Origin of the sequence: uncultured Gemmiger sp., assembly GCA_944388105.1 — a bacterium.
GTDB lineage: Bacteria > Bacillota > Clostridia > Oscillospirales > Ruminococcaceae > Gemmiger.
The window spans coordinates 1-14,038 of sequence record CALXHN010000056.1 but is presented as its reverse complement, the minus strand read 5'-3'; the positions used below and the strand labels follow the sequence as shown (position 1 = coordinate 14,038).

12 protein-coding genes are annotated in these 14,038 nt (G+C 64.9%); 1 reads left to right on the top strand and 11 read right to left on the bottom strand.

Annotation, left to right across the window (positions count from 1 at the left end; genetic code table 11):
* The 11 genes from Q0K17_RS07485 to infC all read right to left on the bottom strand — a co-directional run.
* On the bottom strand, window positions 1-681 hold a 681-nt coding region (locus tag Q0K17_RS07485; RefSeq protein WP_294541654.1), incomplete at its 3' end, for a signaling recognition particle receptor family protein.
* Window positions 682-724: 43 nt separating this feature from the next.
* Window positions 725-4,282 (bottom strand): chromosome segregation protein SMC, encoded by a 3,558-nt coding sequence (gene smc, locus Q0K17_RS07480; RefSeq protein ID WP_294541652.1) that lies wholly within the window; start codon window positions 4,280-4,282, stop codon window positions 725-727.
* Window positions 4,283-4,304: 22 nt separating this feature from the next.
* Window positions 4,305-4,976 (bottom strand): ribonuclease III, encoded by a 672-nt coding sequence (rnc, locus tag Q0K17_RS07475; RefSeq protein ID WP_294541648.1) that lies wholly within the window; start codon window positions 4,974-4,976, stop codon window positions 4,305-4,307.
* A gap of 19 nt (window positions 4,977-4,995) precedes the next feature.
* Window positions 4,996-6,012, bottom strand: coding sequence for a phosphate acyltransferase PlsX (gene plsX / locus Q0K17_RS07470; RefSeq protein WP_294541644.1), 1,017 nt, complete (start codon window positions 6,010-6,012; stop codon window positions 4,996-4,998).
* Window positions 6,009-7,331, bottom strand: coding sequence for a methylenetetrahydrofolate--tRNA-(uracil(54)-C(5))-methyltransferase (FADH(2)-oxidizing) TrmFO (gene trmFO / locus Q0K17_RS07465; RefSeq protein ID WP_294541642.1), 1,323 nt, complete (start codon window positions 7,329-7,331; stop codon window positions 6,009-6,011). The genes plsX and trmFO overlap by 4 nt, the downstream gene beginning before the upstream one ends.
* 1 nt (window position 7,332) lies before the next feature.
* Window positions 7,333-9,423, bottom strand: a complete 2,091-nt coding sequence (topA, locus tag Q0K17_RS07460; RefSeq protein ID WP_294541640.1) for a type I DNA topoisomerase — start codon at window positions 9,421-9,423, stop codon at window positions 7,333-7,335.
* Window positions 9,424-9,445: 22 nt separating this feature from the next.
* Entirely contained in the window at window positions 9,446-10,546 is a 1,101-nt protein-coding gene (dprA, locus tag Q0K17_RS07455; RefSeq protein WP_294541637.1) for a DNA-processing protein DprA, read from the bottom strand.
* A 6-nt stretch (window positions 10,547-10,552) separates the two neighbouring features.
* Window positions 10,553-11,338, bottom strand: a complete 786-nt coding sequence (locus Q0K17_RS07450; RefSeq protein ID WP_294541635.1) for an RNA methyltransferase — start codon at window positions 11,336-11,338, stop codon at window positions 10,553-10,555.
* A gap of 72 nt (window positions 11,339-11,410) precedes the next feature.
* Window positions 11,411-11,764 (bottom strand): 50S ribosomal protein L20, encoded by a 354-nt coding sequence (rplT, locus tag Q0K17_RS07445; RefSeq protein ID WP_294541632.1) that lies wholly within the window; start codon window positions 11,762-11,764, stop codon window positions 11,411-11,413.
* A 61-nt stretch (window positions 11,765-11,825) separates the two neighbouring features.
* Entirely contained in the window at window positions 11,826-12,032 is a 207-nt protein-coding gene (gene rpmI, locus Q0K17_RS07440) for a 50S ribosomal protein L35 (protein ID WP_204646712.1), read from the bottom strand.
* 24 nt (window positions 12,033-12,056) lie between these two features.
* Window positions 12,057-12,608: a translation initiation factor IF-3 gene (gene infC / locus Q0K17_RS07435; RefSeq protein WP_294541619.1), complete on the bottom strand. Its 552-nt coding sequence runs from the start codon at window positions 12,606-12,608 to the stop codon at window positions 12,057-12,059.
* Window positions 12,609-12,956: 348 nt separating this feature from the next.
* Here infC and Q0K17_RS07430 point away from each other — a divergent pair.
* Window positions 12,957-14,038, top strand: a 1,082-nt coding sequence (locus Q0K17_RS07430; protein ID WP_294541608.1) for a D-alanine--D-alanine ligase family protein, incomplete at its 3' end; no start/stop codon positions are given.

The following is a 14,038-nucleotide window of genomic DNA, read 5'->3' as shown; positions in this document are numbered from 1 at the left end:
CAGCACTTCCAGGCTGGCTTCGGGGCTGGCCTTCTTGACGCTGCGGGCGATCTTGGAAAGCTCGTCCATCAGGCCCTTCTTGTTGTGCAGGCGTCCGGCGGTGTCGGCAATGACCATGTCATAGCCCCGGGCGTTGGCGCTCTGCACCGCGTCGAAGATGACGGCGGCGGGGTCGGCGCCCTCCCCGGCCTTGACCAGGGGCACCCCGGCCCGCTCGGCCCAGGTTTCCAGCTGCTCGCTGGCCGCGGCGCGGAAGGTATCCCCCGCCGCCAGCATGACCCGCTTGCCCAGGTCCTTGTACAGGTAGGCCAGCTTGGCGATGGTGGTGGTTTTGCCCACCCCGTTGACCCCGATGACCAGGACCACCGCCGGGTGACCGGTCAGGTCCATCTCGTCATGGGGAGAGATCTCCAGCCGGATGATCTCCCGCAGGGCCTTCAGGGCCTGCTCACCGGTCTTGAGGTGGTCACGCTCCACCACGTCCCGCAGCTCATCCACCAGCCGCACGGCGGTGGACGGGCCCACATCTGCCAGGATCAGCTGTTCTTCCAGGTCGTTGTACAGATCGTCGTCGATCTGGGAATTGGTCAGGGTGTTGACGATGGACTGGAAAAAGCCGGTGCGGGTCTTTTCCAGGCCGTCCTGCAGCTTTTTCTTTCTAAAACTGTCAAACAGGCCCATAGGGCACACCTCCGTGGGATATGTAGGATGAAAACCGGCAAGGTCAGTTGACCAGGTCGGCGCTGACGTTGTTCAGGTCCAGGCGCAGCAGCTTGGACACGCCGTCCTCCTGCATGGTCACGCCGTACAGGACATCGGCGGCTTCCATGGTGCCGCGGCGGTGGGTGATGACGATGAACTGGGTCTTGTCGGTCATGCGGCGCAGATACTGGGCATACCGGGTGACGTTCACGTCGTCCAGGGCGGCTTCGATCTCGTCCAGGATGCAGAAGGGCGAGGGGTTGACTTCCAGGATGGCAAAGTAGATGGAGATGGCCACCAGCGCCTGCTCGCCGCCCGAAAGGGCGGACAGGTTGCGGATGACCTTGCCCGGGGGCGAGACCTCGATCTCGATGCCGGATTCCAGGACGTTGTTTTCGTCCGAGAGGTAGAGGCGGGCGGAACCGCCGCCGAACAGTTCCCGGAAGATGTGGCCGAAGTTGCGGTTGATCTCCTTGAAGCTCTTGGAGAACATCTCCTCCATCTCGCCCCGCAGCTCCCCGATCATCCGGGTCAGCTCGGACTTGGAGCGCTCCACGTCGCTCACCTGGGCTTTGAGGAAGTCGTACCGTTCCTTGACCTCCTTGTATTCGTCGATGGCGCCCACGTTCACGTTGCCCAGGGCGCGGATCTTGGCCCGGACTTCGGTGACCTGACGGCGCAGGTCGGTGACGTTGGAAAATTCCACGCACAGGCCTTTGGCTTCCGCCTCGGTGAGCTGGTACTCATCCCACAGCTTGGCGGCGGTGGTGTTCAGCTCGCTCTCGGCGGCGGCGCGGCGCTCGGCCAGACGGGCCATCTCCCCGCTCATCCGTTCCCGCTCGTCGGTGAGGGCCCGGTTTTCCTGGCCCATGCGGGTGACGGCGGCTTCCTTCTCCATCCGGGCGGCGTTGGCCGTGCGGATGGTCTGTTCGGCGGCGGCGATCTTTTCCTTGGTCTCGGCGCGGGCCCGCTCGATCTCAGCCACCCGCAGCTCGTTGGCTGCGATGGTCTGCTTGGCGGCCTCGATATTGGCCTGCAGTTCCCGGGCCCGGGCTTCGGCTTCCCCGGTGCGGCCCCGCAGGGTCTCCAGGGCAGCCTCATGCAGGCCGATGTCCTTCTCCCCGGTGAGGCGGTTCATCTGGGCTTCCGAGAGGGAGGCGGTCAGGGCTTCCCGGCGGCGGCTGAGTTCGCCGGTGCTCTCGCCCAGCTGGGACAGCTCGGCGTTGTACTTGTCCAGTTCGGTCTGGGCGGCGGCGGCCCCGGTCTCGGCCTGGGCCCGGGCGGTCTCGTTCTCCTTCAGCTGGTCTTCCAGCTGCTTGATCTCGGCGCCCCGGCGCTGGGCCGCGGCGGCGCCCTCCTGCACGGCGGCGTCCAGGCGTTCCAGGTCCAGGCTGGCTTTCAGCCGTTCGGAGGCGGCGTTGACGCTCTCGCTCTCCGCCCCGGCCAGCTCAGCGGCCAGGGTATCCGCTTCCGCCTGACGGGCCTTGGCTTCCCGCTCGGCGTCCGTCCGGCGCTGTTCCAGCTTTTTCAGCTTGACACGCAGTTCTTCCAGTTCCTGCTTGCGGCTGAACACACCCGCGCTGCGGGCGGTGGAACCGCCGGTGAAGGAACCGCCGGCGTTGATGACCTGACCGTCCAGGGTCACGATGCGGTTGCGGTAACCCAGGTTTTTGGCCACGGCGGACGCCTCTGCCAGGTCCTCCACCACGATGATGCGGCCCAGCAGGTTGTCAATGATATGGCGGTAGCGGTCGTCCGCTTCCACCAGGTCGGCGGCCACCTCGGCGGTGCCGGTGAGGCGGCCGTTGAACCGGTTGCCCTGGACGGTGTCCAGAGGCAGGAAGGTGGCTCGGCCGGCCCGTTCTTCCTTCAGGAAAGCGATGGCGGACCGGGCGCAGCGCTCGTCCTCCACCACGATGTTCTGCAAGGCAAAGCCCAGGGCCGTCTCGATGGCGGTCTCGTAGCCTTTGCGCACCGTGAGGATGCCGGCCACCGGGCCGATGATGCCCCGCAGCCGGTTGGCTGCGGCGGCCCGCATGACCGTCTTGACGCTCTGCTGGTAGCCGTCCAGGTTGCGTTCCAGGTCTTCCAGAATGCGGATGCGCTGGGCAGTGTTGGAGCGGTCCCGGTCGGCCTTCTGCAGGGCGTCGGCGGCCTCGGCCTGCTGACGGCGGCGGCTTTCCAGCTTGAGTTTCAGTCCGGCCTTGATGTTGTCGCAGCGGGTGACCTTCTCCTCCGCCTCTTTCAGGGCCTGGGCGGCCAGTTCCCGCTCGGCGTTCAGCCGGTCGGCGGCGCCGGAGGCCGCGGCGGCCTGGTTGCGCAGGCCGTCCAGCTGGGCGCGGGAAGCTTCGGCGGCGGAGGTCAGGGAGGCCGCCCGCACCTTCATGGCGGTGGCGGCATCCTGCAGGCGGGCAATGGCGGCTTCCACCACGTCCCGGCGCTCGCCGCTCTGCAGGGCTTCCTGTTCCAGGGCGTTCATCTGGGCCCGCAGGTCGGAGATGGTCTTGTCCGCCTGGGCCAGCTGGGCGCGCAGGGCCTCGATGGCGTCCTGGTGCTCCCTGGTCTCGGCCTCGATGCCCTTGGCGCCCTCCCCGGCCCGGGCCAGTTCGGCCTCGGCATCCTGGATCTGGGCCCGGGCGTGCTCGTTCTCGTTGTGGAGAACGGCGATCTGGCTGTCGCTGCCCGCCCCGGCTTCGGTCAAAGCGCGGATGTCGGCGTTGGCCTGCTCCACCTGGAGCATGAGCTGCTGGGCTTCCTCCCGCAGGGCTTCGGTCTTCTGATCGAATTCATCCAGCTGGCGGGAGAGGCGGGCGTAGTCGGACTCGGCGGCCTCATACCGGCGCTGCTGGTCCCGGGCGGCGTCCTGGGCCCGACGGATGGAGTCCACCCACAGGGTGACCTCCAGGGATTTGCGGGTCTCGGAGTATTCCAGGAACTTCTGGGCCTTCTCACTGTCCCGCTTCAGGGGACCCACCCGGCCTTCCAGTTCGCCCAGGATGTCCCGCAGGCGTTCCAGATTGCCCTCGGCGGCGGCCAGGCGGCGCTCGGCCTCGTTCTTGCGGTAGCGGAAGCGGGCGATGCCGGAGGCTTCCTCAAAGATCTCCCGCCGCTCGGCGCTCTTGGCGCCCACGATCTCGGCCACGCGGCCCTGGCCGATGATGGCGTAGCCGTCCCGGCCCAGACCCGTGTCCAGCAGGAGTTCGTAGATATCTTTCAGACGGACGTTCTGCCCGTTGATGGTGTATTCACTTTCGCCGCTGCGGTAATACCGGCGGCCGATGGTCACTTCCTCCGCGTCCATGGCCAGTCCATGGTCGGCGTTGTCGATGGTCAGGCTGACGGCGGCATAGCCCATGGCCCCGCGGGTCTGGGTGCCGCCGAAGATCACATCCTCCATCTTGCCCGCGCCGCGCAGCTGCTTGGAGCTGGTTTCGCCCATGACCCAGCGGATGGCGTCGGAGATATTGCTTTTGCCCGAACCGTTGGGGCCCACCACGCCGGTGATGCCGGCACCGATGGCCACCTTGGTGCGGTCCGGGAAGGACTTGAAGCCCTGGATCTCAAGTTCTTTTAAGCGCATGCAGGCGGGTTCCTTTCCGTAATCAGGGGTTCAGGGCGGCAAGGGCCTGCTTGGCGGCCTGCTGTTCCGCCGCCTTCTTGCTCCGGCCTTTGCCGGTGGCCAGGGCCTTGCCGTTCAGGGTGACTTGCACCTCAAAGGTCTTGTCGTGGTCGGGGCCGGACTGGCCCACCACCGCGTACCGCAGTTCGGCGCCGGGTTTTTCCTGCACCAGTTCCTGCAGTTTGGTCTTGTAGTCGGGGTCCGCGGTCTTGCCCTCGGTGATGAAGGGCAGGATGAAGTTGCGGGCCACCTCCATGCCGCCGTCCAGATACAGGGCGGCAATGAGGGCCTCGAAGGCGTCGGACACCACGCTGGGGCGGGTGCGGCCGCCGCCCAGTTCCTCGCCGTGGCCCAGGCGCAGATAGCTGCCCAGGTCGATCTCGGCGGCAAAGCGGAAGAGGGCTTCCTCCGAGACGAGAGCCGCCCGCATGCGGGTCAGCTCGCCCTCGGGGCGGGAGGAATGGTGGAACAGGTAATCCGCCACCACCACCGACAGCACACTGTCGCCCAGGAATTCCAGGCGTTCGTTGTGGTGGGTGGGCACCTTGGACTCATTGGCAAAGCTGGTGTGGGTCATGGCAATGCGCAGCAGTGCCGGATTCTTGAACTGATAATGCAGCACCTGTTCCAGCTTTTCAAAAGAGCGGTTCGGCATACAGGGTCCGTCCTTTCACTCAGTCCTGGGCGGCAGCCATGGTCTCGGCCAGAGCCTTCTCCATGGTGCCGCACAGATCATTCTCCACGCAGGTCTTGGCCTGACGGATGGCGTTCTTGATGCCACGGGCCTTGCTGGAACCGTGGGCCTTGATGACCGGCTTGGCGGCCCCCAGCAGGGGCGCGCCGCCCACTTCCTCCGAGTCCATCATCTTTTTCAGCCCGCGCAGGCCGTCCTTGATGGTCAGATAGGCCAGTTTGGTGAACAGGTTCTTCAGGAAGATGGGCTTGAGCATGCCCAGCAGGCTGGTGGCCACGCCCTCGGTAAGCTTGAGCACCACGTTGCCCACAAAGCCGTCGCAGACCACCACGTCCACCTTGCCTTCCGGGATGTAGCGGGGCTCGATGTTGCCCACGAACCGGATGGAGGGGTTGGCTTTCAGCTTCTGGTGGGCTTCCCGGTACATAGGGGTGCCTTTGTGGTCCTCGGCGCCGTTGTTGACCAGGGCCACGCTGGGATTGCTGCGGCCCATGACCTTCTGGGCATAGACGCTGCCCATGGTGCCGAAGGCGTTGAGCATGTCGGCGCGGCATTCGGCGTTGGCGCCGCAGTCCAGCAGCAGGTAATGCTGCTGGATACCGGGCATGGGAGTGGCCAGAGCGGGGCGCTTGACCCCCTTGACGGTGCGCACGATGAGGCTGGTGGCCACATGCAAGGCACCGGTGGAGCCGGCGGAGACGAAGGCGTCGCCCTCGCCTTTTTTCAGCATGGTCAGGCCCTTCACCAGGCTGGAGTCCGGCTTGTGGCGGGCGGCCTTGACCGGGTCCTCCTCCATGGTGACCACCTCGGTGCAGTTGATGATCTCAAAAGGTGCCAGGTCGATGTTCAGCTCGGCGGCCGCCTTGCGGATGACCTCCTCCTGGCCCAGCAGGGCGATGGTCATGCCCTGGCCGAACTCCTTCACGGCGTCGGCGGCGCCCTGCAGCACGGCGTTGGGGGCGTTGTCGCCGCCCATCACGTCCAAAAGAATCTTCATTCCACGTCCTCCTGTCGGGCCACCCAGGCGGCCATGGCGGTCTGGGCGGCGTTGGAAAGCGCCAGATAACGTTCCCGCTTGTCCCGGATGGAGGTGATCTCCGCGGTGCGGGGCAAGATACCCATGTTGGCGCCCATGGGCTGGAAATCCTTGTTGGGGGTCATGAGATAATCGATGAGCGCGCCGCACATGGTGGAGGCCGGGGGCGGCGTGTAGGGTCTGCCGTTCAGACGGGCAAAGATCGACCGCGCCGCCAGCAGGCCGCTGGCCGCGCTTTCCATGTAGCCTTCAAAGCCGGTGATCTGGCCGGCGAAAAAGACGTTGGGATGCTGTTTCAGGCTCTGGTCCGGGGCCAGGACCTTGGGTGCGTTCAGGAAGGTGTTGCGGTGCATGACGCCGTAGCGCACAAACTCCGCATTTTCCAGGCCCGGGATCATCCGGAACACCCGCTGCTGCTCCCCCCATTTCAGGTTGGTCTGGAAGCCCACCAGGTTGTACAGGGTCCCGGCGGTGTTTTCCTTGCGCAGCTGGACGTTGGCCCAGGGGCGGTGCCCGGTGTTGGGGTCCTTGAGGCCCACCGGACGCAGAGGACCGAACCGGATGGTATCGGCCCCCCGGGCGGCCATGACCTCGATGGGCATGCAGCCCTCGTAGACGGTCAGGTCCTTGTCGGCGTCGTGGCGGGGGGCCCGCTCGGCGCTGATGAGGGCGGCGTGGAAGGTCTCGTACTCCTCTTTATTGAAAGGGCAGTTCAGGTAGTCGGCCTCCCCCCGGCCGTACCGGGAAGCGGCAAACACCTTGTTGTAATCCAGGCTTTCGGCGGTGACGATGGGGGCCACCGCGTCGTAGAAGTTCAGTTCCTCCCCGCCGGAGAGAGCCGCCACGGCCTCGGCCAGGGCGCCCTCGGTGAGGGGGCCGGTGGCCACCAGGATGGGGGCATCCTCCGGGATTTCGGTGACTTCCTGCCGGTGCACCGTGATGCCCGGGCAGCTTTCCACCATGCGGGTGACCTCGGCGCTGAACCGGTCCCGGTCCACGGCCAGAGCGCCCCCGGCGGCCACCCGGGCCGTCTCGGCGGCCTGGAGCAGATGGCTGCCCATGGCGCGCATCTCCAGCTTGAGCAGGCCGGAAGCGGAGTCCGGGCGCTCGGCTTTCAGGGAGTTGGAGCAGACCAGCTCTGCAAAGCCCTCGCTTTTGTGGGCGGGGGAAAAGTGCACGGGTTTCTGCTCGTACAGGTCCACCTGCACCCCGTGCTCCGCCAGCCAGAGGGCGGCTTCGCACCCGGCCAGACCGGCGCCGTATATCGTAATCTTGTGCATGTTACTCCTTCTTGGGGGCGGCTTCCTTCACAAAGCCGCAGCCTTCCTTCAGGCAGATGAGCTGCCCCTTGCGCTTGAACAGGGTGCTGTTGCACTGGGGGCAGCGCTCGGTGACCGGTTCGTCCCAGGTCATGAAGTTGCAGGTGGGATAGTTGCCGCAGCCGTAATACACCCGGCCCTTGGCGCTCTTGCGCAGCAGCATGTGGCCGCCGCACACCGGGCACAGACCGCCGGTGTCCTTGACCAGGGGATGGGCGTTGCGGCATTCCGGGAAGCCGGAGCAGGCCACGAACTTGCCGTACCGCCCCGACTTGATGACCATGGGACGGCCGCACTTGTCGCAGATCTCATCGGTGGGGATGTCCGCCACCTTGACCTTCTTGCCCTCCATGTCCTTCTCGGCCTTTTCCAGGCTCTGGGCAAAGCCCTGGTAGAACTCGTCCACCGTCTGCACCCAGTCGGCCTGACCGTTTTCCACCACGTCCAGCTTCTTTTCCATCTCGGCGCTGAAGGTGGGGTCCACGATGTCGGGGAACTCTTCCAGCATGACCTGGTTCACCGCCTGACCCAGCGGGGTGGTCTTCAGTTTCTTGTTTTCCTTTTCCACATAGCCCCGGTCGATGATGGTGCTGATGGTGGGGGCGTAGGTGGAAGGACGGCCGATGCCGTTCTCTTCCAGGGCGTGGATGAGGGCGGCTTCGGTGTACAGCGGCGGCGGCTGGGTGAATTTCTGGTCCGCCGTCAGCTTGTACAGGTCCAGAGGCTGTCCCGCTTCCAGGGGAGGCAGGGCGGTCTCCTTCTTTTTGGTATCGTCGGTGGCTTCCTCGTACAGGGCGGTGAAGCCGTCGAAGGTGACGGTGTAGCCGGAGGCACGGAAGAGCCAGTCCCCCGCTCCCACCGTCACCGACATGGTATCCATGAGGCAGTCGGCCATCTGGCTGGCCATGAAGCGGGACCAGATCAGCCGGTACAGGCGGGCGGTATCCCCGGAGATGCTCTTTTCCACCTCATCGGGGGTGAGTTCGGGCATGGAGGGACGGATGGCTTCGTGGGCGTCCTGGGCCGCGGTGGCGGAGCGGGACTTCCAGTGGCGGGGGGTGGAGCAGACATACCGCTCCCCCCAGCGCCCGCCGATGAAGCTCTTGGCGGCGGCCACGGCCTCGTCGGAGATGCGCAGGGAGTCGGTACGCATATAGGTGATCAGACCCACGGTGCCGTGGCCCTCGATGTCCATGCCTTCGTACAAAGTCTGGGCCGCCCGCATGGTGCGGGTGGCGGAGAAGCCGAAGGCCCGACTGGCGTCCTGCTGCAGGGTGGAGGTGATGAAGGGCGGGGCGGGCGCACGGCGGCGCTTGCCCTTGTCCACCTTGACCACGCTGTAGGCCTTGCCTTCCAGGGAGGCCAGGATCTTGTCCGCCTCCTCCTTGGTGCGCACGGTGATCTTTTTGCCGTCGGCGGAGGCGGAGAGCCGTGCCGTGAAGGAAGCCCCGCCGCCGGCGGGCTTCACGTTGGCGTCAATGTTCCAGTATTCCTCCGGCACAAAACGCTCGATCTCCAGTTCCCGGTCCCGGATCAGGCGGACGGTGACGCTCTGCACACGGCCGGCGGAAAGCCCCCGGCGCACCTTGCGCCACAGAAAGGGGCTGAGCTTGTAGCCCACCAGACGGTCCAGTTCCCGGCGGGCCTGCTGGGCGTTGAACAGGTCCATGTCAATGGCCCGGGGATGGGCCATGCCTTCCTTGACGCCCTTTTTGGTGATCTCGTCAAAGGTCACCCGGTTGGGCGCAGCCGGGTCCAGGCCCAGCAGATTGGCCAGATGCCAGCTGATGGCCTCCCCTTCCCGGTCCGGGTCGGTGGCCAGCAGAACGCCGTCGCACTTTTTGGCTTCGGCTTTCAGCTCTTTGACCAGTTTCTGCTTGCCTTTGATGGTGATATATTTCGGGGTATAGCCGTGTTCAATGTCAATGCCCAGCTGGCTGGCCGGCAGGTCGCGCACATGGCCCATGCTGGCTGTGACTTTGTACCCGCGGCCCAGGTACTTGCCAATGGTCTTGGCCTTGGCCGGGGATTCCACAATGACTAATTTTGGCATAGCTTCGCTCCTGAATAAAGGTTTACCGCTCGGCGGTGTACAGCTGTCCCGGGTGGGAGGCAGCCGCCCCCGCAAATTCCAGTTCCATCAGTGCCGCCAGCACCCGGGGCATGGGCAGGGCGGTATCCGCCGCCGCCTGGGCGGGGGTGCGGGGCACCGGGCCCAGGACTTCCAGCACCCGGCGGGCGTCCTGGCTCAAAGAAAGTTCCCTTTCCGGGGCAGACGGCCCGGGGGCGGGTGCGTCGGGCAGGTCCAGCGCATTCAGCACGTCGGAGGCCTGACACAGCGGGCGGGCCCCGCCCTCCCGCAAAAGATCGTTGGTACCCTCGCTGGTGGGGCTGTAGATGCTGCCCGGAACACTGAACACCGGACGGCCGTACCGCACCGCATGGGACACGGTATTCAGCGTCCCGCTGCGGCGGCGGGCCTCGGTGACGCAGACCACCTCCGAAAGTCCGGCGATCAGCCGGTTGCGGGCCAGAAAGGTCCCGGTGGTCTTGCCCTGGTAGTCGGGCGGATATTCGGTGACCACCGCCCCGCCCCCTGCTTCGATGGCATACCGCAGGTCGGCGTTGGCGGCGGGGAAAGTCTTGTCAATGCCGGTGCCCAGAAAGGCCACGGTGGGCGTATGCGCCTCCACGGAGGCCCGGTGGGCTTCGGCGTCCAGGCCGTCGGCCAGACCGCTGACCAGCACCACCCCCGCCCGGGCCAGGTGCAGGCCCAGGTCATGGCAGGCCTGCTGGCCGTAGCGGGTGGGACGGCGGGTGCCCACCATGCCCACATACCGCCCGCCGTTGAGGCAGGCAATGGAACCGGTGACATACAGCGTCACTGGCATGTCGGGCAAAGTGCGCAGCCGTTCGGGGTAGTCAATGTCCTGGGGGGTGAGGATCTGGGCCCCCAGGCGGGCACAGGCTTCCAGCCGGGGCTGCAGCGCGGCAGGGTGGGTGGCTTTCAGTCGGGCCAGGGCCGTCCTGTGCAGGGCTTTGGGCAGGGGCAGTTCCCGGGCAATGCGCTCATACAGCGTCCGGGGGTCCGGACACTGCCGCAGCAGGTCCCTGGCCTGCCGGTAACCGGAGCCCAGCCCGTCGGCCAGCCACATCCAATACAGGACGGTATCCATTGTACATCAAACTCCTCTGAAATGCCACAGCAAAACACTGCCGGCCACCCCGGCGTTCAGGCTTTCCACCCGGTCGGTCATGGGGATGCGCACGGCGGCGTCGCAGGCGGCCACGGCGGCATCGCTCAGGCCCTGGCCCTCGCTGCCGATGACCACGCACACCCCGCCGGACAGATCGGTACCCACCGCATCCAGCGGCCGTGCCTGATAGAGGGCCGCCGCCAGACAGGTGACGCCCCGGGCCCGCAGTTTTTCCAGCGCGGCGGGCAGGTCATGGCAGACGCCCACGGGCATCCGCCCCGCCGCCCCCATGGAGGACCGCAGGACTTTGGGGGAGAAGGGCGCGGCACAGCCCGGGCCCAGCAGCACCCCGTCAAACCCGAAAGCGGCGGCGCTGCGCAGCAAAGTGCCCACGTTGCCCGGGTCCTGCACCCCTTCCAGGGCCAGGATCCGGCGGGCGGTTTGCAGCAGAGGGGCCGGGTCGGTGTCAGGGGCTTTGAACAGCCCGAACACGTCCTGGGAAGAGCGGGTCCCGGCCAGCTTTTCCGCCACATGGGGCGCAATCAGGGTGGTGCGGTCCCCGAAGGCAGCCAGGGCCGGGGTGTGGTCCAGGGCCGCCTGGGTGGCGTAGAGTTCGGTCAGGGGACAGTCCTTGGCCAGTTCCAGGCAGAGTTTGGGACCTTCGGCAAAAAGAAGGCCTGCGGCGGTGCGCTGTTTTTCGCTGTCACGCAGGGCGCACATCCGCTTGATGCGGGCATTGTCCCGGCTGGTGATCACAGGTAAGATGTCCATAAAATTGCTCACAATTCCAAAAAAGACGCACGCGCATGTGCGCGGGCGTCTTTGGGTGGGTTATGTTCTTGATTACAGAGCCTTCTTGGCGGTCTCCACCAGAGCGGTGAAGCTGGCGGGATCATGGATGGCCATCTCGGACAGCATCTTGCGGTTCAGCTCCACGCCGGCCTTCTTCAGGCCGTTCATGAAGGTGGAGTAGTTCATGCCCTGGGCACGGACCGCATTGTTGATGCGGGTGATCCACAGGTTGCGGAACTGGCGCTTCTTCAGCTTGCGGCCGACGAAAGCGTAGTTGCCGGACTTCATCACGGCCTGCTTGGCCATGCGGAAATGCTTGGACTTGGAGCCGTAGTAGCCCTTCGCCAGTTTCAGGGTCTTGGTGCGACGCTTGTGCGTCATGGTAGCGCCTTTGATACGAGCCATTGTATTCTATCTCCTTTTATACAGTCATATTCAAACCGGTGGTTTCGTGCGGGGTGGGCAATCAGCCGCCGTAGGGCATCATGCGGCGCACGGTGGCCTCGTTGGTCTTGTCCACATAGTGGTTCATGCGCAGACCGCGGGTCAGCTTGGTGGTCTTCTTGGTCAGGATATGACGGCGCTTGGACGCATTGCGCTTGATCTTGCCGGTACCGGTCATCTTGAAGCGCTTTTTGGCGCCGGAGCAGGTCTTCAGTTTGAGCTTTGCCATTTTGTTTTTCCTCCTAATATTGGGTTACTTGACGGGCGCGGGCGACATGAACATCATCATGCTGCGGCCTTCCAGCTTGGGCTGCTTGTCAACAACACCCTTGCCTTCCAGCTGCTGGGCAAAACGACGATGCACGTCCAGACCCAGGTTGGTGTGCGCCATCTCACGGCCGCGGAACCGGATGGAAACCTTGAGCTTGTGGCCCTGTGCCAGGAACTTGGCCGCCTGATTGACCTTGGTGTTGAAGTCGTTGGTATCAATGTTCAGAGAAAGACGGATCTCCTTGACTTCCACGACTTTCTGGTTTTTCTTGGCTTCCTTTTCCCGCTTCTGCATTTCAAAGCGGTACTTGCCGTAATCAAGGATCTTGCACACCGGAGGCTTGGCCTGCGGGGCGACCTTGACCAGATCCAGGTCCTGATCCATGGCCATGCGCAGCGCGTCACGGGGGGACATGATGCCCATCTGGGAGCCGTCGGCTCCGATCAGGCGGATCTCCTTGTCACGAATGCGCTCGTTGATCTCCAGTTCCTTGGTAGTGTTAGTGCTGGCGATTGGAATACACCTCCCATACAAAACGTAAAGTGAATAACAAAAGCGGCTGCCGTAAAAAGCAGCCGCCGAACAGACCATACCATGCCAAAGCGGGCGAAAGTGCCCACGCTTCGGTATCTATGACCCGGAGCCCGTTGCGGCCCGCAAGGTGAACGACGGCAATCTAGCCGGACGCTGCTTTTTTTACAACCGTTATCTTACCACGGGGTGTCCGCCTTGTCAAGCCTTTTTTGACCGCGGCGGGCAGAAAAATCACAGACGGTTTTATTTTTTCTTTTTTGGGCAAACATCTTTTAACCCGCGGGTAAATATGGTATTATTATAAGCTGAAATGTTATGCGTTTCAATACACGAGGGGATGTAATCTGTATGGTTGAAGATAAACCGATCCGCCTGGTCCTGTTTTTCGGCGGTGTATCCAGTGAACATGAAGTCAGCTGCGTGTCCGCGGCGGCCTGGCTGCGGGCGCTGCGTCAGCCGCCCTGCGCCGGACGGTACGAGGTCACGGCGGTGGGCATCACCAAAAAAGGGCAGTGGCTGCGCTATGCCGGCGACGCTGAGCATGTGGAGGACGGCAGCTGGCAGGCGGACGCCGCCAACTGCGCCCCCTGCGCCCTGAGCCCCGACCGCACCATGCGCGCCCTGCTGGTCAAGGAGGGCGGCAGCTGGTGCGAGCATCCGGTGGATGTGGCGGTGCCGGTACTCCACGGCAAGAACGGCGAGGACGGCACCATCCAGGGGCTGTTTGAGCTGGCGGGCCTGCCCTATGTGGGCTGCGGCGTGCTGGCCAGCGCCGTGTGCATGGACAAAGCGGTGGCCAACACCGTGATGGATGCTTCCGGCGTGCCCCACTGCGCCTGGTGCTTCGCCCTACGCGCCGACGTGGAAGCCGACGCCGACAAGGTGCTGGACATGGTGGAAGCCAAGCTGCCTTACCCGGTCTTTGTGAAGCCGGCCAACGCCGGGTCCAGCGTGGGCATCTCCAAGGCCCGGGACCGGGCCGAGCTGCGCAGGGCGGTGGACGTGGCCCTGGCCGAGGACGACAAGGTGGTCTTTGAGGAGTTCATCGACGGGCAGGAGGTGGAGTGTGCCGCCATCGGCAACCCCGACGCCCCCGACACCGTCTTTACCACCCGGCCCGGTGAGATCCTGGCCGGAGCGGAATTTTACACCTACGACGACAAGTACAAAAACGGGGTGTCCCAGGTGCTGATCCCCGCACGGCTGAGCGAGGCCAAGCTGGACGAAGTCCGGGCGCTGGCCCGTCGGGCGTATCTGGCCCTGGGCTGCGCCGGACTGTCCCGCTGCGATTTCTTTGTGCAGAAGGGCACCGGCCGGGTTCTGTGCAATGAGTTGAACACCTTCCCCGGGTTCACGGCCATCAGCATGTACCCCAAGCTGATGGAGAAAGAGGGACTGAGCTTTGCGGCGCTGGCGGACCGGCTGATCCA

Bases quoted from the DNA above. Each gene is read 5' to 3' on its own strand.
- Q0K17_RS07450 (WP_294541635.1), bottom strand. From the start codon at position 11,338: ATGGACATCTTACCTGTGATCACCAGCCGGGACAATGCCCGCATCAAG.
- rpmI (WP_204646712.1), bottom strand. From the start codon at position 12,032: ATGGCAAAGCTCAAACTGAAGACCTGCTCCGGCGCCAAAAAGCGCTTC.
- topA (WP_294541640.1), bottom strand. From the start codon at position 9,423: ATGCCAAAATTAGTCATTGTGGAATCCCCGGCCAAGGCCAAGACCATT.
- smc (WP_294541652.1), bottom strand. From the start codon at position 4,282: ATGCGCTTAAAAGAACTTGAGATCCAGGGCTTCAAGTCCTTCCCGGAC.
- dprA (WP_294541637.1), bottom strand. From the start codon at position 10,546: ATGGATACCGTCCTGTATTGGATGTGGCTGGCCGACGGGCTGGGCTCC.
- trmFO (WP_294541642.1), bottom strand. From the start codon at position 7,331: ATGCACAAGATTACGATATACGGCGCCGGTCTGGCCGGGTGCGAAGCC.
- plsX (WP_294541644.1), bottom strand. From the start codon at position 6,012: ATGAAGATTCTTTTGGACGTGATGGGCGGCGACAACGCCCCCAACGCC.
- rplT (WP_294541632.1), bottom strand. From the start codon at position 11,764: ATGGCTCGTATCAAAGGCGCTACCATGACGCACAAGCGTCGCACCAAG.
- rnc (WP_294541648.1), bottom strand. From the start codon at position 4,976: ATGCCGAACCGCTCTTTTGAAAAGCTGGAACAGGTGCTGCATTATCAG.